The organism is Gemmobacter sp. 24YEA27, assembly GCF_030052995.1.
GTDB lineage: Bacteria > Pseudomonadota > Alphaproteobacteria > Rhodobacterales > Rhodobacteraceae > Pseudogemmobacter.
In genome coordinates this window covers 1,591,382-1,613,919 of the sequence record NZ_JASJPW010000001.1, presented here as the reverse complement: position 1 = coordinate 1,613,919, position 22,538 = coordinate 1,591,382, and the positions used below count along the sequence as shown (strand labels likewise).

Sequence of the window (22,538 nt, the reverse complement as noted above, 5' to 3'; positions counted from 1 at the left end):
TGTCCCCGTTCAGTTTCCCGCCGGGATGACCGCCGCCTGCGGCAGCCGCAGCCGCAGCCGCTTGATCCGGCGCACATCGGCATCGACCACTTCGATCGTGGCGCCGTTTTCCAGCACCACCATCTCGCCCCTCACCGGCACATGGCCGGTGCGCAGGAACACAAGTCCGCCCAGAGTGTCGATATCATCATCTTCCGCGAGGCCCCGCAGCCGGATGCCATAAGCGGCCTCCAGATCTTCGAGCTCCGCCGTGGATTGCGCGAGGATCACCCCCGGGCTTTCCTCTTTCCACAAAAGCCCGGCGACCTCGTCATGCTCATCCTCGACCTCGCCGATCACGGCTTCGATCAGATCCTCAAAGGTCGCCAGCCCATCGACGCCGCCATATTCGTCGATCACCAGCGCCATATGTGCGCGTTCCTTTTGCATCTTCTGCAAAAGCACCGCCGCGGGCATCGAGGGCGGAGCGAAGAGGATCGGCCGCAACAGGTCTTTCAGGGTGAAAGCCTCAGATGCCCCGAAGCCGAAACGCAGCGCCACATCCTTCAGAAGCACAAGCCCCAGCGGGTGATCCAGGCTTTCCTCATAGACCGGCAGGCGCGAAAACCCGTGGCTTCGGAACACATGGACCAGATCCTCCAGCCCGGTATCAAGCGCAACCGCCACGATCTCGGCCTTGGGAATGGCCACGTCATCGACGCTGACCTCGGCCAGCAGGGCAAAGGCCTGCTCGCCCTGGGTCAGCGCGGCCCCCTCGGCATCTGTGCCCGAGAAAGCCGAGATCAGGCGGCCGAAAAAGCCCCTGGGGCCACTTTGCCCGCCACCGGGCAGTGCTGCCGGTATGTTCCCCTGTCCCGCATTATCCTGCGGAACCGTTGTTCCCGCTAATGCCGCCGCATCCTGCGCCGTAACCGGCCCGTCGCTGCTACTGCCCATTGTCCCTTTGTCCAGAGCCACCCGTTATGTGGGTGCGTTTCAATATGGGTCAGGAATGCCCAGACCCGCAAGTATCCGCGTCTCGAGATTTTCCATCACAGCGGCATCTGCGTCATCAATATGATCATAGCCGAGAAGATGCAAAATCCCGTGAACCATCAGATGGGTCACATGTTCCCGCGGATCCTTGCCCTGATCTGTGGCCTCGCGCATGCAGGTCTCGTAAGCGATGGCGATATCACCAAGCTCTTCGGGATCCTCGGCATCGCCCGGCTCCGGCAGGTCGGGCATACCGCCGGCCTCCTCCGCCGCGCGCTCTTCCGAGGGCCAGGACAGCACATTGGTCGGCACCTGCTTGCCGCGAAATTCGGTATTGAGCGCGGCGATCCTTTGGTCATCGCAGCCGAGCAGCGAGATCAGGAAGCCGGTCGGGGAAAGCCCCAGCTGCGCAAAGACTGCGGCCGCAGCCGTTTCGGCAAGGCCATCCAGCCCAAAAGCCTGCCAGCGCGTATCTTCAAAGACAATATCAAAGATTGGGTCCATGAGAGTCGCGCTATCCCGCTGCTTCGCGCAAGGCAAGGGAAGAAAAAACAGGGGCCCGTCCCCCGCGCGGAAAAGCCGCTCAGCCCCGGAATGTTCAGATGTCTGATCCGGGGCTTTGATGGTGCAATCCTTGCTTTGGAAAGGAAAGATGTCCTGCGGGGCAGATCGGCGTTGTTGCGCTAATCGGCTGGAAGCGGATCTTTGCCTTTCCCGCGTGACGTTCAGCCCACGGCAATGATCCCGGCGGTGCCGCGAGCATTATATTTGTTCATGCGGAGCAGGTGAACGCCACTGGTTCGAGAGAACCTGCGACACAATGCGGATCTGGATCTCTGCGGTTTGCCGATCTGGGTCGCGTGAGGCGATGCGCTGGCCAAAGGCCTTGAGGCAGTTCATCCGCGCCTCGACCCGACTTCGGACATGGCAGCCGGCTGATCGCTTCCACTTGGCGCGTCCGGGGCGTCGTGTTTCGTGCAGGATGTCGTTTCGGACGCGGGCAGCAGGGCAATCCTCTTTCCACGCGCGGCCGTTGCAGCGGACAGGGATGCGCGCTTCGGCTCCCCGTTCGACGATCGCGCCATGGCATCGCCTGGTGTCACAGGCGCCGTCGGCCGTGACCGAGCCGATCTCTTCCTCCTGGGGGAGCTGCGCCAGCAGATCTGGCAGCATCGGGCTGTCGCCTTGTCGACCGGACGTAAATTCGACGGCCCGGACATCGCCGCTCTGCGCCTCCATGCCAATATGGAGCTTGCGCCACTGCCTGCGGCGCGACACGCCATGTTTGCGCGCCTGCCACTCCTTGCGTCGGACTTACGCGGCTGCACTGCAGCCACGATTCCTCCTCACGCCGCGGAACCTGATGCCCCTCGCCGGTTCGCTCGAACCGGTGGCGCTTCACCGGCTCGATGTCGACCAACAGGGTCACGGGACCGTCCGGGCGGCGGCAGGGGATCTGCTCCACAATCCGTGCCTGACGTCGGCAGAGCGTGGAATAGTCCGGAACAGGCCAGTCCAATCCCGCCATCCCGATCAGGCTGGCGACCAGCCCCACCGTTTGCCGCAGTGGCAGGCCGAACACCACCTTCAGCGTAAGGCCAATCGTCGGGAAAACAGTCCCCCGGACTGTTTCCTGATCCTCCTCATATCTGGATCGCGCTCTCTGAGAAGGTCTCAGGGGGACCGCGCCTGCCAGTCTTCGCAGCGTTCCGGACCATCGCCGGATCGAACCAGATCGAGAGCGAGCCGCGGCGGCGGAGGGCCGCATTGTAGTCAGGCCAGTTCGTCCTGCGCTAGCGGGGAGAAGAGGGCTTCGGCATAGCCATAGCCTAACAGCCGCGATGCACCACGTGAATCCTCCTCGCCGATAAGTGCAACAACGCCGCCCAGAACGCCACTGCGGCACCCGTGAATGGCAAATGCGGACCGAAACCTGTCAATTGCGGCAAGTTTGCCCGCAGCTGACAACAAGGCTCGGGCAGCGGTCAGAACCATTGCCCGGGTTCCATCAGGCCCAGATCCATCAGCTGGTGGCTGTCCCAGCGGAACGGCTCAGAGCTGTGCCAGCGGAAACTGCGGATCTCGTTGCGGCTGCCGGGATTGGTGCGCAGCGCTTTGGCGGTGCGGAACGAACAGACTGCGGTGGTGAGATTGTGATGCCAGGGGCAGGCAAAGGTGTTCATCTCCTCATCCGAGAAGGTGAAATCCGGCCTGAGTTTTACGCCCTTCGTTGCGCGGAACAGCGAGATGCGGTCGATCTTGCGCCGCGCCCAGGGCACGTGCTCTTCGAACCGCCAGCGCAGCCCGCCAAAGAAATCCATCTGGCGCTCTTTCTCGGCCCAGTCGCGCTCGGGATCCTTGCGGGGCAGCGCGTAATAGCCGGCGCGGTCGAGATGGGCGTGGTCCAGCGAGACCGCATTGGGATGGGCGGCCAGATCGCAGGAATACAGATCAACCACATAGCTGAGCATCGCACTGCGGCGCTCTTCGCTGTGGAAGGTGGTCAGATCACGGATCGAGCGGGTCTCGCAAAAGGGGAAGAACAGGAATTCGGCGTTGTAGCAGTAGTAGATCCATTCGCCCTGCCCCCCCTGAGCGATGAGGTTCACGGCAGTGACAAGCGCGTCTTCGGCAAAGGCATCGGTTTCGATCCGGTCGATCTGCGCTTCCAGCTCGGGGGCAGAATAATCTCTTCGCCGGCCAGCAACACGACACGCCCGAAGCCCAGCCTGAGGTGATGGCGCAGCGTGGCGGCGGTCTCGCAATTGTCCTCGGCGAGGATCAGCGCCACAGGACCCTTGCCCGGCGCGGGTCTTGCCATTTCCAGAAACTGGCCAATTGAACTATACTGCATGTCTCGCCCGGGTGGTGTATCGGCCCGCATCCGGCCGCGCATAAGACTCTGCTATCACGCCGCCGATGACAAGACGTTACCCGGACAGGCATGGCGGTGTATGGCCGCACAAATCCGCAAAGCGGGCCAGGTCGCAGCCCTGCCGGGCATGGCGTTGCCCCGGGCGGCCGGCGCGTGTAAAAGCGCGCTCCAGGAGGCACGCCATGTCGAACCCCGAAAGCCTGACAGATCCCGCAGAAAGCAATGCCGGCCTTGCAAAGGGCAGCGATGCAGATGCGGTGAAGAAGCTCTTCATCAAGACTTACGGCTGTCAGATGAATGTCTATGACAGCGAGCGCATGGCCGAAGCCATGGGCGCGAAGGGCTATGTGCTGACGGATAAGGCGGATGACGCCGATATGGTGCTGCTCAACACCTGTCACATCCGCGAAAAGGCCTCGGAGAAGCTTTATTCCGATCTTGGCCGGCTGAAACCGCTGAAGCGCGACAAGCCGGACCTCAAGATCGGGGTGGCGGGCTGTGTGGCCCAGGCCGAGGGCGCAGAGATCCGCCGCCGCATGCCGCTGGTGGATATCGTGGTCGGCCCGCAGGCCTATCACCGCCTGCCGGCGATGGTTGAGGCGGGCGGTGCCCAGGTCGATACCGATTTCCCGGTCGAGGATAAGTTCGAACATCTGCCGCAACGGAAGGGCTATCGCGGCCCGACGGCATTTCTGACGGTGCAGGAAGGCTGCGACAAGTTCTGCGCCTTTTGCGTGGTGCCCTATACCAGGGGCGCCGAAGTGTCGCGCCCGGCGGCGCGGCTGATGCACGAGGCGCGCGAGCTGGTCGCCCGTGGGGTGCGCGAGATCACCCTGCTGGGTCAGAACGTCAATGGCTATCATGGCGAAGGAGAGGGGAAAGACTGGACCCTCGCCCGGCTGATCCGCGAGCTGGCCGAAATCGACGGGCTGGACCGCATCCGCTATACCACGAGCCACCCCAATGACATGGATGACGACCTGATCGCCGCCCATGGTGATGTGCCGCAGCTGATGCCCTATCTGCATCTGCCGGTGCAATCCGGGTCGGACCGCATCCTGAAAGCGATGAACCGCAAACATACGCGCGACCAGTATTTCCGCCTGATCGACCGGATCCGCGCGGCGCGGCCCGATATTCTGATGACCTCGGATTTCATCGTGGGCTTCCCGGGCGAGACCGACCAGGATTTCGCCGATACGATGGATCTGGTGGCGCGGGTCGGCTATGGCGCGGCGTTTTCGTTCAAATATTCCGCCCGTCCCGGCACGCCTGCGGCGGAAAAGCCCGGCGTCGAGGCGGCGGTGGCGGATGCCAGGCTTCAGGCGCTGCAACGTCTGATCCTGGATCAGCAGCACGCGGCCCAGGCGGCGATGGTCGGGCGCGAGATTTCTGTGCTCTACGAGAAACCCGGTCGCCTCCCGGGGCAGATGGTTGGCAAATCCGATCATCTGATGGCGGTGCATGTCAGTGATCCGGAGGGCCGAATCGGCGACCTCGTCCGGGCGCGTGTGACAGCTGCGTCCTCTAACTCCCTTGCGGCGGAACGGCTTTTCTGACCTCCCCTATGCCGGGACTGCATCACTGCCCCTGGCCTGACCTCATTGCTTTCGGACCTGAGAGATCAGGTGCGGGAGCCACTTCATCTTGTGTGCAACTGAAAGTTGAAGTCTACATAAATGAATTGGTTACGGTAAATTCTCCTTTACTTGCGCGTGAGCGGGGGGCAAATCTGCAGCTGCTGCACAAGAGAACAGGGGGGCTGGCTGTGAATATGCTTTCACGCGCCGCGCGGAAGATGGGCGCTCGAATGAGCCTTGGGGCGACCGCGCTGGCAATTGCGATTTCCGGGGGCAGTGCTGCCCTGTCGCAAAGCACGATTGATCGCACCGTGGTCACCGGCCAGATCGAATGGGGTGTCTGGGTCGATGATGACGGCTGTATGCACTGGTGGGCCGATGGCGGTCTCGAAGGCTATATGGTGCCGCGCCGCGATCCGAAAACCGGCAAGCCGGTCTGCCTGAAAAAGAACCTCTGCCTGAACGAGAACACCGATCAGCTTTTCGCGACCGACAGCGCGAAGCTCACCAAAGCCGGGCGGCAAAGGCTGGCGAATTTCTTCACGTCAACCGATGCGTTTGGCTACGCGATCTACGGTCATACCGACAGCCGCGCCTCGGATGAGTATAATATGAGCCTCTCGCAGCGTCGCGCCAAAGCGGTGGCAGATGTGGCCCGTTCGGTCGGTGCCTCGGTTGAGCGCGAGATCGGTTTCGGCGAGCGTAATCCGATCGCCACCAACTCGACCGCTGCCGGCATGGCGAAGAATCGCCGCGTCGAAATCGTCTGCTATCGCTGGTAAGGGGGCATGAGCATGAAACTTGTGACAGTGCTGCTCGGGGCTGGCCTGGTGGCCGGCTGTGCCGAGAGCTTTGAAGGCACCCGGGCCTATTACGGCCCGGATTCGGTGATCGCGACCGGTGTGGACAAAGGCCGCGACCGCGGCGTTTTGCAAAATGGCCGCGCCGCCATCGCCTATGATCCGGATGGCTGCCAGAACTGGATCATCGATGACGGCCTTGAAGGCTATTCGACGCCGCGTTTCGACCCGGTATCGGGCCTGCCGATCTGCAATGACAAATATCCTCCGGGCACTGTGCTGGGCGATTACCAGTCGGCCAATCCGGGGATCCGGGACCGTGTCTCTGGCCCGGGCCGCAAGACCGTGGTTGTGCGCCGCACGAACTGAAACACGCAGTCAGAACCCTGACTTTGACGGGCTGCGGGGAACCTGCGGCCCGTTTTCACATCCGGGGCCTTCCCTCCGGCGCAGGGCGTCCCATATTGTACAGATTGTCATCAGATTCTGATCTTCATCCGCAAGATCTGGTGGTGGCAATGAAAGGTCTTGCCAGATGCCGCGTTGAGGCGCAGCATCGTGATTAAGGCTCTTGCAGGAAGGAGGCCCATTTGGGCATCAGCGCGCTGACCCCCCCGACCAGCCCCGAGGACATGGTGGAAACCGTCCTGGAATTTCCCGACAACCGGCTCCTGATCGGGCTTTGCGGTGAATATGACCGCAATCTGGCCCAGGTCGAGCATCAGCTGGGGTCCATGTGCTCAGGCGCGGCAACCGCCTGACGGTGGTCGGCGCTCCGGCTGCACGAGAGCAGGCAGCGGCTGTGCTGCGTGCGCTCTATGCCCGGCTCGAGGCCGGCCGCAGTGTTGAAGCCGGCGATGTCGATGGCGCGCTGCGCCTGTCGATCCCGGCGCAGCCGCGCGATGGCGAGCAGATCGAACTCTTCACTCCCGGGATGGAGCTGCGCACCCGCAAAAAGCCGATCGAGCCCCGCACCGAGGCGCAAAAAGCCTATGTGGCGAACCTGTTCAAACATGAGCTGGGCTTTGGCATCGGGCCGGCAGGCACGGGAAAAACCTATCTCGCGGTTGCGGTCGGGGTGACAATGTTCATCTCCGGCGCGGTTGAAAAGATCGTGCTCTCGCGCCCTGCGGTCGAGGCCGGCGAGCGGCTCGGCTTCCTCCCCGGCGATATGAAGGAGAAGGTCGATCCCTATATGCAGCCGCTCTATGACGCGCTGAACGACTTCCTTCCGGCGCGCCAGGTCGAGAAGCTCTTCGCCGAGAAGCGCATTGAAATCGCGCCTTTGGCCTTCATGCGCGGGCGCACCCTGTCCAATGCTTTCGTGGTGCTGGACGAGGCGCAGAACGCCACGGCGATGCAGATGAAGATGTTCCTGACGCGGCTTGGCGAGGGCTCGCGGATGGTGGTCACTGGTGACCGCACCCAGGTCGATCTGCCACGCGGCGTGACTTCGGGTCTGGCTGAGGCGGAGCGGATCCTGAAAGGGGTCCGGGGCGTCAGCTTCAACTATTTTAACTCGGCCGATGTCGTGCGCCACCCGCTGGTCGCCCGTATCATCGATGCCTGGGAAAAAGACGAAGCGTCTGCCTGATCGCGGTCGGAGGATCCCCGCACAAAAGACCACCCCGGAGCACGGCGCCGGGGTGAGTTCTGACGAGAGTTGCAGCCAGCTGCGCCTTTTTGTGATTTTCAGACACAGGGATGGGTGAGGGCGTCATCCCGCCATGACGCACAGATGCGTCAAAAGCACCCCTCACTGGCTATGCGTCCTGCGCCTGACGGGCGTCTCCAGGGGCAGGTATCTGCCTCTTTTCCGGCGCAGCAGTGTCTGCCGCTGGTGTTGCTCCGCGCCAGCTTCTGCACAAACGACGGCTACCTTCTGCACAGAAAAGTTTCTTCAGGCTTCTCTGATCTTTGAACCCGATCCCCGGTCTTAAGCGTTTATGAAGTGTGTACTCCGTAGCCATGGGTTGACTCCACTGGCCGTCCTGCCGAGATTTATTTTTTCTCATGAGGCGTTCAATGACCGAAGACCACAAGCCCTACGCGTTGATTGAAACTGCGGGAATGACCCCGACCGAAGAAGTCGGACGCGCACTTACCAGTTTGTTTTGGCTTCCCCCCAGGAAGGCTTCTCATCCTCCAATCGCTGTTTTTTTGGGCTACATTAGCCTATGTTACAAAGCCGTTCACAGATGCTTTCCTCGGAGAGGCGGGCAAGGCAGCCTGGAAGAGGTTAGAAGGCCTCTTCACAAAACCCACGCGAGTCCCCGCCGAAGCCGGTGAGCGGCCTGAAATTTCTGAAGCACTTAATAGCCTCATCTCTGCGCTCAATGCTCTTGGACCTGAACATAGTATTTATTTGGGTTTTCCCTGCGGAGAGGCCACATTTAGTGGCAACATCTCGCTCCAAGTCCACTTAGAGAGTTCTTGGTCGGTCGACGGAGAGGTCACTCGTACCTTTGAGAAGCTAACGCCCGGAAAATTTGCGGAAATTGCCTCCATGCTGGCCGCCGCCGGTCCTATTATTGATGAGCATCTAAAAAAGAATCCGATGGCGATCGGTCGGATTTCGAGAGCACCTGACGAATCAGAACTTCAGATCAGTGTCGGGGCGGGAAGTGCCGAGCGTAAATTCTCTATTCGCCTCACTGGAGAACTCATCGAAAAATAGGCTGACAGCTATGATTGTGATCCCGCCTCGCCCTCGTCGCCGTTAAGGGTTCTTAACGGCGTCGGGGTTATCCTGCAAGGCGTTCGCCAGTTGCTCCGCGACCACCTCCGCCGCTGCCACATCCTCAGGCGAGGTGATCGCGGTCAGCGATGCCAGCACGATCCAGCTGCTACCGCCAATGCCGTCCTGCGGCTCGCACCAGCAGATCGGCTCTGGCGGATTGTGATCGATGTCCATCACCCGCCAGATCCGGCCGTCTGAGGCCAGCGCGATGCAGCCTTGCTCGATATCCATGATGCTCTCCGTCATACCAGCGCCATCCCGCCTTCAGCAGCCGTCCATTCCGACATCGTGCCTGCCCCCCCGCCATTCTGATAGAGACGCAGACCCCAGTTTCGGCCATCCAGCATGGCCGCATCTGGCAGGTCAAAACTGATTGCGATGCCCCGGTTGCGCCAATCGCTATAGGCACCACTCAGAAGGTTTGGCGCGAGGCTATGCGCGCCGCTGTGATTGACCCAGGTGCCGTCGAGGGCCAAGCCCAGATAGGTGTTGTTGGAGCCGGCATAGAGCTGGATGCGCAGCCCCGCCGCCAGGTGCTGGCCGCTGATCGTCCAGCGTTTGCCCGCGTCTGCTGCTGCAAATGCACGATTTGACAGATCGGCTGCAACCTTTGCCTCGGCGAAGCTGGGGTTGGCACTGGTGGTCCGCGTGATGCCACCCAGTCGCTCATCAAAGGCATTGGCTGTCAGGGTGCCATTGGGCACCATCTCCAGAACCTCGGCATCCGCCCGGTTGAGCAGCGTGTAGAGGCCAGACCAGCGGTTTTCCAAAGGCCGCCAGACCTTACCAATCGCGCGCTGCGTGAGCCGCTTGCCGTTGGCAAGCGTGCGATAGACCTGCCCATCAATCACCTTGCTCGCGTCGATATCCTCCCCGAGCCGCAGAACCGGCGCCTGCTGCCGAGCCTTCGCGTACTCTTTGCCCGCAATACAGGGCCAGGTGGTCGGGGTGAGATACACACCGCGCATGTTGCCGGACAGCACCAGATGTGAAGCGGCCAAAACGCCCGACGTGGTCAGGTGATACACCATCGGCTTGTCGGTATCGTTTGGCAGCTGGGTGGTCAGGGTCGGCGTCATGGTGCCACCGTCAATATCCAGCGGCAGATAGGCCGTGGCGCTGGCATTGCTAAATCGGACAGACCCGCCCCCCGGCCCGACAATAACTGTCAGCGTCATCGGCACCGGGGTCGTGCCTACGCCCGGTATCACGTAACCCGCACCATAGGGGCTACCACCACTGATCTGGCGATAGGGTCCGAATTCATCGCTCAACCCGCCGGCAAGGATATAATCGTTGGCGACAGCCGCGTAGTTGATGACGTCAGGACAGAACCAAAGTGGGGCATCGCGATCAGAATAGGGATTGCGGCTTACCCCGCCCACAATGCCGCGCGCCACCTCGCCGGTGATCAGAGGCAAATCTCTGGCGAGACTAGCCATCCCTGCCAACGCTGGCGCGTTCGGTGGCACAGCAGGATGCACCAGCGGGGTCCGGCGCAACGCGAGCATCCTGAACGCACTGGCAGTGCGCCCACTGCGCCCGTCAGGGCTGACGCCCGTGATCTGGCACAGGAGGCTGTAGAGGATCGCATAGCCGAGATTGTTCGTATGGATAGCGTCACCGCCTGCCGGCAGGAAGGTGCCCGCTGCGGCGTTCACGCTGGTGATATTGTAGTAGATCGGCATGAGCCGCTCGACCGCCGCATCACCATCTGCGAGACCTGATGCCGCATGCCAGTCAACCACGGTAACGTGGTCATGCACGGCCTGCGCGTTAATATAGGCGCGGATCTGCTCAAACCTGGCATGATTGGGCGACCCGGACATCGAGTAGTGTCCGCCCATCTCCACGATCAGCAGCAGGTGCGAACCGTTGGCGCGGGTCTGTGCGACCAGCCTGTCGAGCGCGGCCTTGTACTGAGGGACGGTCGTGCCGCCGGCATCATTGACCGTATAGGTGCAGACGGTCAGATCGGGCAGCGTGTTGGCCGCGAGATTGCCAAAGAAGCCGTCAAGCCGCGCACGCTGGATTTGGACCGTGCAGTAAAGCTTCGTGTCGCGCGGCTGCGCCGGGGCGGCTGATACGGGGTTTCGTCATACATGGTTGCTTAGGCCCTGCGACTGCGGTTGCAGCGACAGGGGTTCTCCTTGTCATGAGCGTGAGGAAAACCGGCCCTCTGCTTGACTGCGAGATTGACCGGCGTTTCTGTTTGGGTCATGATGGAGATGTAGTGGGTCCTACTCGACTACATCTCGAAAGGCCTTGGGGGCTGCAACCCTCGGGGCCTCTTCTATTTGTGGGGCGTCAGGTCATGTGCCGCCCTCCCTGTACCGCTCGGGGTAGAGCTTTTCCGGAGTGGTCCCGAGCGCTTCTGCGATGGCGCGTTCGATCCGCTTGGAGCGGTGCTTTCCAAGGCCAACAAGCGACATTGATGTCCCGGATATCCCGAGGTCACGACCGATCTGCGCCAGCGATGTGCCACGAATGCGCAGCTCCGCCTTCAGGCGCTCATGGTTTTCAAATGCTTGCCGGGGATCTGTAGACATCTGGGCTCTACGCTCGCGCTTTCGCAATTGCTAATAGCCCGAATTCAACAGGCCAGAGACTGGGCTTGGCAAGCCTGAACACCCGCTTAAGGGCTCCATGCACTGGTCGGATTCTGGTCGGATATGGCCGCTTTCGTGAAAAGATTCGGCACTTTAGCTCCAAATGGAAAAAAGGTGCTATGCTGCCGTACCAGCTGACCTGCGGAGGAGTGCGCGCGGTGAAGGGAAGACTGAAAAGGCCAAAGTTCAAATCAGAAGGGCGACGAAAGTTGCGGCAAATTCGTTCGAAGCTCGGGCACACTCAGCACAGCTTTGCGCCGCTTCTTGGCCTGATTCCTTCGACCTATGAAAAGTATGAACGGGGCCTGCACAAACTCCCGCCCGGGCTGTTGGAGCGGGCTCAACTCTTGGAAACCCCTCCCGCGTCCGAAGCTGCCAGCGTTCCCGTTAGTGACGAGCTCGATCAGGATGAGGTGGTCGTGGCATCGCCTCTTGAAGAGGAGACAGCTTTTTCCGTGCCAAGCCCAAGCACTGAGGGCGGCATAGCCTGTGAGGCTGTGGCTGTCGCCCAAGGTGTTGGTGAGCCCATAAATGTGCCTTGGGGGGCATCAGCGCCTACGCCGGAGATGGAAATCCAAAAAGGCCTCGGAGAAGCGCGTTATGAACGGTGGGTTCAGGCCTGCTGGATCGCTCTATTGGCGGTAGCCCTCTTCATCATCGCCCGGATCGCCGAGATCAATCTTGGCTGGACCAATGCTTGGCAGCTCGGTCCAAACGACGAGGGATTGGCCGTCAGCCTTATTCTGCTGATCGGTCTGTTGGTTCTTCTGGGGCAAGAGACATTGCGTCGTGTTTGCTTCGGTCTGCCACTTCGTAACCAGCGCGGCTCATAGCGATCTGGGGCGAAGGCGGCCTCGCGGTGGTGCGGGAAGGGCCTGTGTGAGCATGCCGCCTGTGAGGGGGAAACGCCTCTCGCCACAACGGCACCAAACCGGACGCGAGAAATGACAAACCACGCCACGAGGCAATTTCGTGACGCAAAAGGCAGTTTTGCTTTGAGTTTACAATGATATAAGTGGCGGACCCAGAGCGATTCGAACGCCCGACCCCCAGATTCGTAGTCTGGTGCTCTATCCAGCTGAGCTATGGGTCCGCTGTGAGGCCGGTATCTAGAGGGCGCGGCGGGGGATGCAAGAGACAAAATGCAGCCTCACTCCATTTGCTGCGGATCGACCACCAGCGCGACCTTCGGAAGGTGGATCATGAACTCGGTTCCTTCGGAATCGCTGTGCAAAAGCTCGATCCGGCCGCCATGGCCACGCACCAGTTCAGACGAGATCGCGAGCCCGAGCCCGGTGCCGCCCTTACGCACTCCGCCCTGGAAGGCCGCGAAAAGATGCTCGCGCGCCTTTGGCGGCAGGCCCGGGCCAGTGTCGCCCACCCTGATCCACCATTCAGAATCACTTTCTCCGGCGGAAATCTCGATCGTGCCGGCCTGGCCGGTCGCCTCGATCGCCTGACGCGCATTCCGGATCAGGTTCGATATTACGCGGTAAAGCTGCTCACGATCGGCGCGGAGCGACAGATTCGGTGCGATATCTGTAAGCGAGGTCACCAGGGCCGTGGGCTGCAGCTCTTCGCCACTGGACAGCCCCTCACCTTCGATCACCTCATTCACCAGCACGGCCAGCGGAAAACGCGTCAGCTGCGGCGGCGCCTCTTCGGCCTTGCCGAAGGTCAGCGTCGCCTCGCAAAGACTGACCGCGCGGCTGATCGAATTGACCAGTTTCGGCGCCGAGCGTGCCACGACCGGATCGGCGCTGCCTTCGATTCTGTCGGCAAACAGCTGCGCCGTGGTCAGGATGTTCCGCAGGTCATGGCTGATCTTCGCCACCGCGCCGCCAAGCTGCGCCAGCCGCTCCCGCTGTTTCAGCGCGCCGGTCAGCTGACGCTGCATGCTGGCCAGCATCTCTTCGGCCTCGCGCAGCTCCTCGACCCGGGCCGAGGGTTCGATCACCGTACGCGCATCCTCGGGCGCCTCGGCATAGGCCTTCATATGCAAGACCACGCGCCGAATCGGATGCACAATCAGCCGCTGCGCCGCGAGGAACAAAAGCACCGCCATCACCGCCGAGATCAGCGCCGAAAACAGCAGGAGCCGCCAGGCGTAAAGCAGCATCGCCTTGCGCAAGGGCTCTTGCGGCATGGTGATCTCGATCAGCTGGCCGCCCTCCTGCACCGGGCTGCCGATCACCCGCACCACGCGATGCTCGGAATCAAAAAGGGTCGCAAGCGCATCGCGGATCAGCTCCCAGGGGCCGGAGAGTCGCAGGTCGTAATCAGCATGGACCGGTTCCGGCACCGGCGAAGACAGCACCAGCTGGCGGATATCGTCGCGCCGCAGCACCACGTTATAGACCCCGGCATTGGCAAGCAGTTCCGCCTCAAGTTCGGGCGAGACCCCGCTGTCCGAGGCCAGCTGGGTCAGCACCGCGATCTGCGCCTGACGCAAGCGTTCCAGCAGGAAATCAGCGCGGTAGCGGGCAAGGGAGGGGACAAAAATCAGCACATCGGCCAGAAGGACGAAAATGACGGTCAGCATGAGGAAACGGCCGGACAAGGTCCGCAAAAACCGCCGCCCGCTTTGCCTCTGCGTCACCCCGTCCCTCCTTCGGCCTGGCCTTCCGCGCTGGCCGTCTGTTCTGCCGCCCCGGTTTGCCGCCCGCCGCGGTCCCGCCAGAGGCTTTCGCCCCATTTCGGCGGGCCGTGCGCGGCGGGGATCCGTATGACCCGCCCGTTCCTGAAAATATCTAGCAAATCGCGGGCAGGTTGGACAGTATGGGAAGACCCATGTAAAAGCTGCAAAACCGGGCCAAATCTGCCGGGTTTCCTGTCAGGATACGTTGACTTGGGCGCCGGCTGCCCCTATAGGCCGGGCTTCAGGATCAACGTCCGCGAACCCTGCGCCGTCCAGGCGCCCGTGGGAAAGCTGCGACAGGCATCCGACTGAGATATGGCCGCGAGGCCGCGAGATATGGCCGAAAGGCCTGGAAACAGGCCCCTGGCCACAACAAACGCAGAAGGAATGCCGCAATGAAGCGCACCTATCAACCCTCGAAGCTGGTTCGCGCCCGTCGCCACGGCTTCCGTGCCCGCATGGCCACCAAAGGCGGCCGTCTCGTGCTGGCTGCCCGCCGCGCCAAAGGCCGCAAGGTTCTTTCGGCCTGATCTGCCACCGCCCTGCACCTGCAGGGCCGGAGGAACGGATAATGGCACCGCCGGAGGCAAAGGGTATGAGGCAATTTGCCGGACAGCCCGAAAAGCCTCCGGCGGTTTCCGTTTTGGAACATCCAACTGCCCGCAGATGGGAAGATTCCGTGACGGAATTAAACAGATCAAACAGTTCGGCGCTTGTGGTCATCCCGCAGCGCAAGGATTTCCTGAAAGCCGCTTCGGCGCGGCGTCAGGGGACATCCTCTTTCCTGCTCCAGGCCCGCGACCGGCGCGATGGTGATCAGGTCACGCGGATCGGCTTCACCGCCTCAAAGAAAATCGGCAATGCCGTGGCGCGCAACCGGGCCAAAAGGCGGATGCGCGAAGTGGCGCGGGCCGTTTTGCCCGAACTTGGTCGTGAAGGCTGGGACTACGTTCTGGTTGCCCGCCCGGAGACCACCCTCGCCCGTGGCTTCAGTGATCTGGTGAGCGATCTGCGCGAGGCTTTCGCCTCGGTTCATCGCGAGCGGGCGCCAAAGCCCCCGCGCGACCCGGCGACCGGGCCGGCACCGCCACACACCGGAGCAGGGCAATGAGCCCCCTCGCCTTCCTCCTCTCGCTGCCTGTACGCGGCTACCGGCTGCTGCTGAGCCCCTGGGTCGGGCATGGCTGCCGGTTTCAGCCGACCTGCTCTGCCTATGCGATGGAGGCCCTGTCGCGGCATGGCGGCATTCGGGGCGGCTGGCTGACCGCGCGTCGTCTCTGCCGCTGCCATCCCTGGGGTGGCGCGGGGTATGATCCAGTGCCTGGCGCTGACCCGGAATTTGATAAAATGTTGCAAAAGGGAAAATCCGGCGCGAAAAACCCGCCGGTTGAGGGGGTAAAATGATGCATTTTTCTGGCCTCCTCGCCCTTGCCCTCGGCGGAGCCGCCGGCACGGTGCTGCGCCATCTGATCATTTCCCTTTTCGGCGCGCCCTGGGCCGTGGCCGCCATCAATATCACCGGCAGCTTTCTGATCGGACTGGCCTGGATCATGCTGAGCCAGCGCCTCCTGCTGGGTCCGGTCGTAATGACCGGCCTTCTGGGCGGCTTCACCACTTTTTCGGCCTTCTCACTCGACACACTGAAACTGGTCGAAGCGGGCCGCATGACCGAAGCCCTGGCCTATGTCGCGGTTTCGGTCTTCCTTTCACTCTTCGCCGTCTTCCTCGGCGTCACTTTAGCGAGGCAGCTTTCATGAGCGGCGTTCAACTGATCCAGGTCACCGAAGATGATGGCGAACAGCGGCTGGACCGCTGGCTGAAAAAGCGTTTTCCGCACCTGACCCAGGGCAATATCGAAAAGATGTGCCGCACCGGTCAGATCCGCATCGAAGGCGGGCGGGCAAAGGCAGCCGACCGGGTGCAGCCGGGCGAGACGATCCGCGTCCCCCCCCTGCCCGCCGCCGAGGCCCCGGTGCGCGAACAGACCAAAGGCGTCTCGGATGCCGATGCAAAGATGATCCAGGCCTGCGTGCTGTGGAAGGACGAACATATCATCGTGCTGAACAAGCCACCGGGCCTGCCCTCGCAAGGCGGATCAGGCCAGGGTGACCGCCATGTCGACGGGCTGACCGAGGCACTGAAATTCGGCTATAAAGACCGCCCGAAGCTGGTGCACCGGCTGGATAAAGACACTTCGGGGATCCTCTTGCTGGCGCGGACCGACCGCATCGCGCGCGCGCTTTCCGAGGCGCTGCGCCACCGGCTGACCCGCAAGATATACTGGGCCGTGGTCGCCGGCGTGCCGCATCCGAAACAGGGCTCGATCAAGTTCCACCTGATGAAGGCGCCGGGCCGTGGTCGTGGCGGCGAAGGCGAGAAGATGATCGCCATTCACCCCGCCCAGGCCAAAGACTACCCGGATGCAAAACGCAGCCAGACCGATTATTTCACGCTCTGGTTCCTTGGCACAAGGCTGAGCTGGATGGCGCTGGAGCCGGTGACGGGCCGCACCCATCAGCTGCGCGCCCATATGGCAGAAATCGGCCATCCCATTCTGGGGGATGGAAAATATGGCGGCGGTGATATGGAAAACCAGGGCGATGGCTGGGGCGCGGGCATCGGCGGTGATCTGTCGAAAAAGCTACACCTCCATGCGCGTTCCATCGGGTTTGAACATCCGATCACCAAAAAAGAGATGCTGTTTCAGGCGCCGCTCCCGGACCATATGAAACGCACCTGGAAAGCGCTGGACTGGAAGGAAGACGACGTTCCCGCCGATCCGTTCAAGACTTTCGGAGGGCGCTGAGATGTCGGCCTGGGCCCCGAAACGGTTCTGGAAAGAGACACGCCTTGCCGAGGCAGGTGGTGGCTTCACCGTCCATCTGGACGGGCGCCCGATCCGCACGCCGCAAAAGGCGCCGCTGATCGTGCCGACGCGGGCTCTGGCGGAACTGATCGCCACGGAGTGGGAGGCGCAACAGGGCAAGATCGACCCCGAATCGATGCCAGCGACCCGCTCGGCCAATTCGGCGATCGACAAGCTCAGTGAACAGCGCGAGGCCGTGGTGACCATGCTCGCGGCTTACGGCGAGACCGACCTGCTGTGCTACCGCGCCGAGCGCCCGCTTGCCCTTGTCACCCGCCAGGCCGAGGTCTGGAACCCGATCCTCGACTGGGCGGCCAACAGCCTGCAGGCGCCGCTTGCCGTGACCGCCGGTGTCGTGCCGGTGGCGCAGCCTGCGGCAAGCCTCGCCCGGCTGACCGCCGAAGTCGCCGCGCTGGACAATTTCCGGCTTACCGCGTTCCACGATCTGGTGGCGATTTCCGGCTCGCTGGTGCTTGCGCTGGCGCTGATCTCGGGCAGGATTGACGCAGGCCAGGCCTGGGAGGCCTCGCGCCTCGATGAAAGCTGGCAAAGCGAGCAATGGGGCGTCGATGAAGACGCTGCCGCAACTGAGGTTGTGAAGCGGTCGGCCTTTGAGCTTGCCTGGCGATTCTACGGATTGTGCGGGTAACAATTCAGGCCGATTTCCCGATAAAGCTGATCTGAGCAGCATTTTTCCGGCGCAAAGCCCGGAAAAACGGCGATTTTCCCGTATTCGACGCTCGCCTATTGACCGATAAGCGACCTTGCTCTGAAAATATGCTCATCGGGCGATCAAAGACCCGAGAGACAGCCTGCGAACAGTCAGGCGACACCCCCGCCGCGGCCCGGCCGATGGCGGCAGCTCAGGAAGAGGTAATTATGAAGAAATCAGCACTCATCGGCGCGCTGGCGGCCAGCACCATGCTCGCGGGCGCTGCCAGTGCGGCCACGCTCGATGATGTTAAGGCCCGCGGCGAGCTGAATTGCGGCGTCAATGTCGGCCTCACCGGCTTTGGCATGGCGGATGCGAATGGCACCTGGGTCGGCTTTGACGTCGATCTGTGCCGCGCGGTTGCCGCTGCCGTGCTTGGCGACCCGACCAAGGTGAAATTTGTGCCCACCACCGGCGAGACGCGCTTTACCGCCCTCGCCTCGGGTGAGGTCGATCTGCTCGTCCGCAACTCGACCGCAACCTTCACCCGTGACGTTGACCTTAAATTTGATTTTGTCGGCATCAATTACTATGACGGCCAGGGCTTCATGGTCAAAAAAGACCTGGGCGTTTCCTCGGCCAAAGAACTCGAAGGCGCCACTGTCTGCATCCAGACCGGCACCACCACCGAGCTGAACCTTGCCGACTTTTTCAAGGCAAATAACATGTCCTATACCCCGGTCACGGTGCAGGACGACTCTGAGGCGCAGCGCCAGTATCTCGCCGGCGCCTGCGATGCCTATACGACGGACGCGTCGGGTCTGGCGGCGGGCCGTGCCACCATGGCGGATGCGGAAAACCACATCATCCTTCCCGAGATCATCTCGAAAGAGCCGCTCGGGCCGGCCGTGCGGCATGGTGACAATGTCTGGGGCGACATCGTGCGCTGGACCTATAACGCGCTGCTGATCGCTGAAGAGAAAGGCATCACCAAAGCCAATATCGAAGAGGTCGCCGGTTCCTCCACCGACCCCGAAATCCGCCGCCTGCTGGGTCTTGAAGGCGAGATGGGCAAGATGTTCGGCCTCGACAATGACTGGGCCAAACGTGCGATTGCCGCAAACGGCAATTATGGCGAGATTTTTGAAGCCAATCTCGGAACCGGCACCCCGATCGGTCTGGCGCGCGGTCTGAACGCGCTCTGGACGCAAGGCGGGCTGCAATACGCCTGGCCGATGCGCTGATCTGCCCCGGGGGCGCGTCTGAAAGGCGCGCCCCCACTTCTTTTAGATCAAACACTCAGAACAATCACGACCACGGACTGCCCGACAGCGGCAGTACCATAACCGGCAAAAGCCGGAGGCGGTCGGGCTCAGGGGGAATTCATGGCCTTTGCCACCAGTCGGGCGGAGGCGTCGAAGGGCGGGTTCCGCCTTTCGATGCTGATTTATGACACCCGTTTTCGTGCCATCACGCTCCAGGTGATTGCACTTGTTCTCTTCCTGCTCTTCATCGGCTGGCTGACGGATAATGTGATCCGCAACCTCGACGCCAAGGGCAAGGACATCAATTTCGGCTTTCTCTGGGTCCGGGCCGGATATGATATCGAGCAGACCCTGATCCCCTATACCAATGATTCCACCCATGGCCGCGCGGTTATCATCGGGCTTTTGAACACGCTGGTTGTGGCATTCTTCGGCTGTATCCTCGCCACCGTAGTCGGGGTCGCCGTTGGCGTGCTGCGGCTGTCGAACAACTGGCTGATTTCGCGGCTGATGACGGTCTATGTCGAGGTTTTCCGCAATGTGCCGCTGCTTTTGTGGATCCTTCTGACTTTCGTGGTGATCTCCGAGACCATGCCGGCGCCGGCGGCCTTCAAGATCACGCCCGCGATCCTTGAAAGCCGGGCCGCGCTGGAGGGGCTGACCGCCCAGGCCGGTGGCCATGGGCTTGCGGCGCGACTTGCGGGGCTCCAGGTCTCGTCTTTCGCCTTCTTCCTCTGGCTGCTCGCCTTTATCGGCATTACCGGCGCGACCTGGCAATATGCCCGCAGCCGGTTTGACGCAGGTAAGGCGGCGCTGATCACAGCCGTTCCGGCGGCTCTGTGGATCATCGCGGCCCTGACCGTATTCAGCCCCTCGCTCTCGCCGGTTCTCGCAGACAGCGAGGCAACCGCCATCGGGCCGACCGAGCCCGCAGCCTCGAAATTCTTCTTCGATTCCATTGCATTGACCAATCGCGGCACCAATATCCCCGCGCCGCTGCTGGACCGCCCGCTCGGCGGGACCGAAATCGCCTCGGTGCCGGTGAATTTCTCGGTGCTGGCGGTGCTTGCAGTGATCATCGTGTCGGTACTTGCAAATCGCTCGGTCACCCGGCGCGCCAACAAACTTCAGGAAGAGACCGGCCGCCGCCCGACGACCTGGTGGATCTCGCTCCTGATCCTTTTCCTGCCGCTGGTCCTTTTGCTGACAGCGCTTGGCCTGCATTGGGAGCTGCCGGGCTTTCCGGTGAATGACCAGGGCGTGAGCCAGGGCTTCAACTTCCAGGGCGGCATCCAGGTGATGCATTCCTTCACCGCCCTCCTCATCGCACTGACGCTCTATACCTCGGCCTTTATCGCCGAGATCGTGCGCGCCGGGATTCAGGCCATCCCGGGCGGACAATCCGAGGCTGCCGCCGCCCTGGGCCTGCGCCCGGGCCGCACGATGAAGCTGGTGATCCTGCCCCAGGCCCTGCGGGTAATCATTCCGCCGCTGATCAGCCAGTATCTGAACCTCACGAAAAACACCTCGCTGGGAATCGCGGTATCCTACCTTGATCTGCGCGGCACGCTGGGCGGCATCACGCTGAACCAGACCGGGCGCGAACTGGAATGCATGCTCCTGATGATGCTGATTTATCTGACGATCAGCCTGATCATTTCCTCGGGCATGAATGCCTTCAACTCTGCCGTTAAGCTGAAGGAGCGCTGAGATGACCGGGACATCGCATCTCTGGGTCCGCGAGGAAATGCTGCGCCCGGCCCCGCCGCCGCTGCGTGAGGCGGGCGCTGTTAAATGGCTGCGCGAGAACCTGATCTCGTCACCGGTCAATACGCTTTTGACCTTTGCCGGGCTTCTGGTGGCAATCTGGATGGTCTGGACCGCCTTTCCCTGGTGGTGGCATTCGGTCTGGAACGCCAGTTCGCTGGCCGAATGCCGCGAAATCGTCGCGGCGGCGGGCGGCGAAAGCGGCGCCTGCTGGGCGGTGATCAAAGCGCGCTGGCACCAGTTCCTGTTCGGCTTCTTCCCGCCCGATCAATACTGGCGCCCGGTGCTCACCGGCGGGCTGCTCTTTGCCGCGCTGGCGCCGATCCTGTTCTGGAAGAACCGCAAAAGCGCCCATATGGTCGGCCTTGCGGGCATCCTGACCCTTGCCGCCCTCTACGCGATTTCCGCAAACAGCCTCGCCTTTGCCGCGACTGCCGTCATTTTCGCGGTGCTCTGGGGAACGGCGAGCCTGCGCCCGGCGGCACTGATCTGGGTAACCGGGCTTTTCCCCTTTATCGCGATCTGGCTGATCTGGGGCGGGTCGTTCTGGACCCCGGTCACGCAGCTGCTGGCTATTGCGCTTGGCGCCCTGGTGGCGCGGGTCTATTACAACAACCCCAATAAATGGCTGAATGACGCTTTTGCGCTGGTGGTTGCCCTGGCGGCGGCCTGGGTGGCTTCAGTGGTGATCAATTACAGCGATGCCATCTCGACCGATTTCTTTGCGCGGCTGCGCATGGCGACCTTCTGGCAGGGCTTTGGCCAGGGCGGCAATATCCTGGCCATGGCCTTCGGCGCCGTCGTCTCTTTCGTCGTGATGCTGCTGACCGCGGCGATCTGGCTCTTGCTCGCCTTGATGTATGTGATCAGCGCGGTGCTGAACTACAACCTCACCGATCTCGCCCGGCTCTTCGGCTATGAAACCCTGCCCGCCTGGGCGGCGATGATCAGTCTCGGCACGTTGTTTGCCTTCGCGCTGGTCTTTGTCGCGGCGCGCAATCGATCCGTCGTGATCGGCATTCTCGCCGGGCTGCTGGCCGGCGGTGGCTGGCTTTTGTACCAGGCCCCGAAGATGGTCGCTTATATGACGACCGACCTGCCGCTGACGATTGCGCCGGTCGGCTCGAATATGATCGGGGGTTTTTTGCTGGCGCTGATCATCGGGGTCACCGCCATCGCGGCCTCGCTGCCTCTCGGGATCATGCTGGCGCTCGGGCGCAGGTCGGACATGTGGCTGATGAAGATGCTCTCGATCGGCTTTATCGAGTTCATCCGGGGCGTGCCGCTGATCACGCTCCTCTTCACCGCATCCCTGCTTCTGCAGTATTTCCTGCCACCGCAGACCAATTTCGACCTGATCCTGCGGGTGATCATCCTCGCCTCGCTCTTCTCGGCCGCCTATCTGGCCGAGGTGATCCGGGGCGGTCTCGCGGCCCTGCCCCGTGGCCAGTATGAGGCCGGCGACAGCCTTGGCATGACCTATTGGCAGGCGCAGCGCCTGATCATCATGCCGCAGGCTCTGAAAATCTCGATCCCGGGAATCGTCTCGACCTTTATCGGGCTCTTCAAGGATACGACGCTGGTCTCCTTCGTCGGCCTTCTCGACCCGCTGCGCGGCGTTACCACCACCGTGCGCGCCGACATCAACTGGAAGGGCATCTATTGGGAGCCCTATATCTTCGTCGGCGCCATCTTCTTCATTATCTGCTTTGGCATGTCACGATACTCTATGTATCTTGAACGCAAGCTGAAGACAGACCATCGCTAAGGA

The 22,538-nt window shown here is 62.0% G+C and carries 21 protein-coding genes, 1 tRNA gene and 4 pseudogenes; 16 read left to right on the top strand and 10 right to left on the bottom strand.

The genetic code is table 11. From position 1 onward, the window contains the following. Nucleotides 1-9: 9 nt before the first annotated feature. The 5 genes and pseudogenes from QNO18_RS08050 to QNO18_RS08030 all read right to left on the bottom strand — a co-directional run bounded on the left by QNO18_RS08050 (nucleotide 10) and on the right by QNO18_RS08030 (nucleotide 3,829). On the bottom strand, nucleotides 10-936 hold the full coding sequence (locus QNO18_RS08050; RefSeq protein ID WP_283177246.1) for a transporter associated domain-containing protein: 927 nt from the start codon (nucleotides 934-936) through the stop codon (nucleotides 10-12). 39 nt (nucleotides 937-975) lie between these two features. Further along, nucleotides 976-1,479, bottom strand: coding sequence for an rRNA maturation RNase YbeY (gene ybeY / locus QNO18_RS08045; RefSeq protein WP_283177245.1), 504 nt, complete (start codon nucleotides 1,477-1,479; stop codon nucleotides 976-978). A 221-nt stretch (nucleotides 1,480-1,700) separates the two neighbouring features. Next, nucleotides 1,701-2,795: pseudogene (locus tag QNO18_RS08040) on the bottom strand (IS5 family transposase). Further along, the gene (locus QNO18_RS08035) at nucleotides 2,749-2,970 is read right to left on the bottom strand and encodes a hypothetical protein (RefSeq protein WP_283178837.1); all 222 of its coding nucleotides are present in this window, start codon (nucleotides 2,968-2,970) and stop codon (nucleotides 2,749-2,751) included. Before QNO18_RS08035 ends, QNO18_RS08040 begins: the two are co-directional and overlap by 47 nt. Further along, nucleotides 2,961-3,829, bottom strand: a pseudogene (locus QNO18_RS08030) (glycosyltransferase family 2 protein). Before QNO18_RS08030 ends, QNO18_RS08035 begins: the two are co-directional and overlap by 10 nt. A gap of 203 nt (nucleotides 3,830-4,032) precedes the next feature. Here QNO18_RS08030 and miaB point away from each other — a divergent pair. The 5 genes and pseudogenes from miaB (at nucleotide 4,033) to QNO18_RS08005 (ending at nucleotide 8,907) form a co-directional block, all read left to right on the top strand. Next, entirely contained in the window at nucleotides 4,033-5,409 is a 1,377-nt protein-coding gene (gene miaB, locus QNO18_RS08025; RefSeq protein ID WP_283177244.1) for a tRNA (N6-isopentenyl adenosine(37)-C2)-methylthiotransferase MiaB, read from the top strand. A gap of 215 nt (nucleotides 5,410-5,624) precedes the next feature. Then, nucleotides 5,625-6,212 (top strand): OmpA family protein, encoded by a 588-nt coding sequence (locus QNO18_RS08020; RefSeq protein ID WP_283178762.1) that lies wholly within the window; start codon nucleotides 5,625-5,627, stop codon nucleotides 6,210-6,212. 12 nt (nucleotides 6,213-6,224) lie between these two features. Next, the gene (locus QNO18_RS08015; RefSeq protein WP_092895945.1) at nucleotides 6,225-6,599 is read left to right on the top strand and encodes a hypothetical protein; all 375 of its coding nucleotides are present in this window, start codon (nucleotides 6,225-6,227) and stop codon (nucleotides 6,597-6,599) included. Nucleotides 6,600-6,862: 263 nt separating this feature from the next. Beyond that, nucleotides 6,863-7,824: pseudogene (locus QNO18_RS08010) on the top strand (PhoH family protein). A gap of 912 nt (nucleotides 7,825-8,736) precedes the next feature. Further along, a complete protein-coding gene (locus QNO18_RS08005) occupies nucleotides 8,737-8,907 on the top strand; it encodes a hypothetical protein (RefSeq protein ID WP_283177243.1) in 171 nt (56 codons plus the stop codon). Nucleotides 8,908-8,949: 42 nt separating this feature from the next. Here the strand turns inward: QNO18_RS08005 and QNO18_RS08000 are convergent, their stop codons facing one another. Both QNO18_RS08000 and QNO18_RS07995 read right to left on the bottom strand, forming a co-directional pair. Continuing rightward, nucleotides 8,950-9,201, bottom strand: coding sequence for a hypothetical protein (locus QNO18_RS08000; RefSeq protein WP_283177242.1), 252 nt, complete (start codon nucleotides 9,199-9,201; stop codon nucleotides 8,950-8,952). Nucleotides 9,202-9,212: 11 nt separating this feature from the next. After that, nucleotides 9,213-10,799 carry a hypothetical protein gene (locus tag QNO18_RS07995; RefSeq protein ID WP_283177241.1) on the bottom strand — a complete coding sequence of 529 codons (1,587 nt, stop codon included), beginning with the start codon at nucleotides 10,797-10,799 and terminating at the stop codon, nucleotides 9,213-9,215. 6 nt (nucleotides 10,800-10,805) lie between these two features. Between QNO18_RS07995 and QNO18_RS07990 the strand changes: the two genes are divergently transcribed. Next, nucleotides 10,806-11,054 (top strand): hypothetical protein, encoded by a 249-nt coding sequence (locus tag QNO18_RS07990; protein ID WP_283177240.1) that lies wholly within the window; start codon nucleotides 10,806-10,808, stop codon nucleotides 11,052-11,054. A 228-nt stretch (nucleotides 11,055-11,282) separates the two neighbouring features. Here QNO18_RS07990 and QNO18_RS07985 read toward each other — a convergent pair whose 3' ends face one another. After that, nucleotides 11,283-11,519: a helix-turn-helix domain-containing protein gene (locus QNO18_RS07985; RefSeq protein ID WP_283177239.1), complete on the bottom strand. Its 237-nt coding sequence runs from the start codon at nucleotides 11,517-11,519 to the stop codon at nucleotides 11,283-11,285. 65 nt (nucleotides 11,520-11,584) lie between these two features. On the opposite strand from QNO18_RS07985, the gene QNO18_RS07980 reads away from it, so the two are divergent. Further along, nucleotides 11,585-12,412 carry a helix-turn-helix transcriptional regulator gene (locus tag QNO18_RS07980; protein WP_283177238.1) on the top strand — a complete coding sequence of 276 codons (828 nt, stop codon included), beginning with the start codon at nucleotides 11,585-11,587 and terminating at the stop codon, nucleotides 12,410-12,412. Between the two features lie 183 nt (nucleotides 12,413-12,595). Here QNO18_RS07980 and QNO18_RS07975 read toward each other — a convergent pair. Together QNO18_RS07975 and QNO18_RS07970 are read right to left on the bottom strand one after the other, a co-directional pair. Further along, nucleotides 12,596-12,672, bottom strand: a tRNA-Arg gene (locus tag QNO18_RS07975). A gap of 57 nt (nucleotides 12,673-12,729) precedes the next feature. Beyond that, on the bottom strand, nucleotides 12,730-14,121 hold the full coding sequence (locus QNO18_RS07970; RefSeq protein WP_283178761.1) for a HAMP domain-containing sensor histidine kinase: 1,392 nt from the start codon (nucleotides 14,119-14,121) through the stop codon (nucleotides 12,730-12,732). A 491-nt stretch (nucleotides 14,122-14,612) separates the two neighbouring features. On the opposite strand from QNO18_RS07970, the gene rpmH reads away from it, so the two are divergent. The 9 genes and pseudogenes from rpmH to QNO18_RS07925 form a co-directional block, all read left to right on the top strand. Further along, nucleotides 14,613-14,747, top strand: coding sequence for a 50S ribosomal protein L34 (gene rpmH / locus QNO18_RS07965; protein ID WP_092895917.1), 135 nt, complete (start codon nucleotides 14,613-14,615; stop codon nucleotides 14,745-14,747). 149 nt (nucleotides 14,748-14,896) lie between these two features. Then, complete coding sequence (gene rnpA, locus QNO18_RS07960) at nucleotides 14,897-15,328, top strand: ribonuclease P protein component (protein WP_283177237.1); 432 nt, start codon at nucleotides 14,897-14,899, stop codon at nucleotides 15,326-15,328. Next, a complete protein-coding gene (yidD, locus tag QNO18_RS07955; RefSeq protein WP_283177236.1) occupies nucleotides 15,325-15,621 on the top strand; it encodes a membrane protein insertion efficiency factor YidD in 297 nt (98 codons plus the stop codon). The genes rnpA and yidD overlap by 4 nt, the downstream gene beginning before the upstream one ends. Then, a complete protein-coding gene (locus QNO18_RS07950) occupies nucleotides 15,618-15,974 on the top strand; it encodes a CrcB family protein (RefSeq protein ID WP_283177235.1) in 357 nt (118 codons plus the stop codon). Before yidD ends, QNO18_RS07950 begins: the two co-directional genes overlap by 4 nt. Beyond that, nucleotides 15,971-17,023, top strand: coding sequence for an RluA family pseudouridine synthase (locus tag QNO18_RS07945; protein ID WP_283177234.1), 1,053 nt, complete (start codon nucleotides 15,971-15,973; stop codon nucleotides 17,021-17,023). Before QNO18_RS07950 ends, QNO18_RS07945 begins: the two co-directional genes overlap by 4 nt. A 1-nt stretch (nucleotide 17,024) precedes the next feature. Continuing rightward, nucleotides 17,025-17,732 carry an ATP12 family protein gene (locus QNO18_RS07940; RefSeq protein WP_283177233.1) on the top strand — a complete coding sequence of 236 codons (708 nt, stop codon included), beginning with the start codon at nucleotides 17,025-17,027 and terminating at the stop codon, nucleotides 17,730-17,732. A gap of 230 nt (nucleotides 17,733-17,962) precedes the next feature. Beyond that, nucleotides 17,963-18,979, top strand: coding sequence for an amino acid ABC transporter substrate-binding protein (locus tag QNO18_RS07935; protein WP_283177232.1), 1,017 nt, complete (start codon nucleotides 17,963-17,965; stop codon nucleotides 18,977-18,979). Nucleotides 18,980-19,120: 141 nt separating this feature from the next. After that, nucleotides 19,121-20,710, top strand: coding sequence for an ABC transporter permease subunit (locus QNO18_RS07930; RefSeq protein WP_283177231.1), 1,590 nt, complete (start codon nucleotides 19,121-19,123; stop codon nucleotides 20,708-20,710). A 1,192-nt stretch (nucleotides 20,711-21,902) separates the two neighbouring features. Then, nucleotides 21,903-22,535: pseudogene (locus QNO18_RS07925) on the top strand (amino acid ABC transporter permease); the annotation flags it as partial. Nucleotides 22,536-22,538 lie beyond the last annotated feature (3 nt).

What these genes read in the sequence shown, in the direction of transcription:
- QNO18_RS07950 (WP_283177235.1), top strand. Translation starts at nt 15,618, where the DNA reads ATGATGCATTTTTCTGGCCTCCTCGCCCTTGCCCTCGGCGGAGCCGCC.
- rpmH (WP_092895917.1), top strand. Translation starts at nt 14,613, where the DNA reads ATGAAGCGCACCTATCAACCCTCGAAGCTGGTTCGCGCCCGTCGCCAC.
- ybeY (WP_283177245.1), bottom strand. Translation starts at nt 1,479, where the DNA reads ATGGACCCAATCTTTGATATTGTCTTTGAAGATACGCGCTGGCAGGCT.
- QNO18_RS07995 (WP_283177241.1), bottom strand. Translation starts at nt 10,799, where the DNA reads ATGTCCGGGTCGCCCAATCATGCCAGGTTTGAGCAGATCCGCGCCTAT.
- QNO18_RS08035 (WP_283178837.1), bottom strand. Translation starts at nt 2,970, where the DNA reads ATGGTTCTGACCGCTGCCCGAGCCTTGTTGTCAGCTGCGGGCAAACTT.
- QNO18_RS07930 (WP_283177231.1), top strand. Translation starts at nt 19,121, where the DNA reads ATGGCCTTTGCCACCAGTCGGGCGGAGGCGTCGAAGGGCGGGTTCCGC.
- yidD (WP_283177236.1), top strand. Translation starts at nt 15,325, where the DNA reads ATGAGCCCCCTCGCCTTCCTCCTCTCGCTGCCTGTACGCGGCTACCGG.
- QNO18_RS08020 (WP_283178762.1), top strand. Translation starts at nt 5,625, where the DNA reads ATGCTTTCACGCGCCGCGCGGAAGATGGGCGCTCGAATGAGCCTTGGG.
- QNO18_RS07945 (WP_283177234.1), top strand. Translation starts at nt 15,971, where the DNA reads ATGAGCGGCGTTCAACTGATCCAGGTCACCGAAGATGATGGCGAACAG.
- QNO18_RS07970 (WP_283178761.1), bottom strand. Translation starts at nt 14,121, where the DNA reads ATGCTGACCGTCATTTTCGTCCTTCTGGCCGATGTGCTGATTTTTGTC.
- QNO18_RS07985 (WP_283177239.1), bottom strand. Translation starts at nt 11,519, where the DNA reads ATGTCTACAGATCCCCGGCAAGCATTTGAAAACCATGAGCGCCTGAAG.
- QNO18_RS08050 (WP_283177246.1), bottom strand. Translation starts at nt 936, where the DNA reads ATGGGCAGTAGCAGCGACGGGCCGGTTACGGCGCAGGATGCGGCGGCA.
- miaB (WP_283177244.1), top strand. Translation starts at nt 4,033, where the DNA reads ATGTCGAACCCCGAAAGCCTGACAGATCCCGCAGAAAGCAATGCCGGC.
- QNO18_RS07940 (WP_283177233.1), top strand. Translation starts at nt 17,025, where the DNA reads ATGTCGGCCTGGGCCCCGAAACGGTTCTGGAAAGAGACACGCCTTGCC.
- QNO18_RS08000 (WP_283177242.1), bottom strand. Translation starts at nt 9,201, where the DNA reads ATGGATATCGAGCAAGGCTGCATCGCGCTGGCCTCAGACGGCCGGATC.
- QNO18_RS07935 (WP_283177232.1), top strand. Translation starts at nt 17,963, where the DNA reads ATGAAGAAATCAGCACTCATCGGCGCGCTGGCGGCCAGCACCATGCTC.
- QNO18_RS08005 (WP_283177243.1), top strand. Translation starts at nt 8,737, where the DNA reads ATGCTGGCCGCCGCCGGTCCTATTATTGATGAGCATCTAAAAAAGAAT.
- QNO18_RS08015 (WP_092895945.1), top strand. Translation starts at nt 6,225, where the DNA reads ATGAAACTTGTGACAGTGCTGCTCGGGGCTGGCCTGGTGGCCGGCTGT.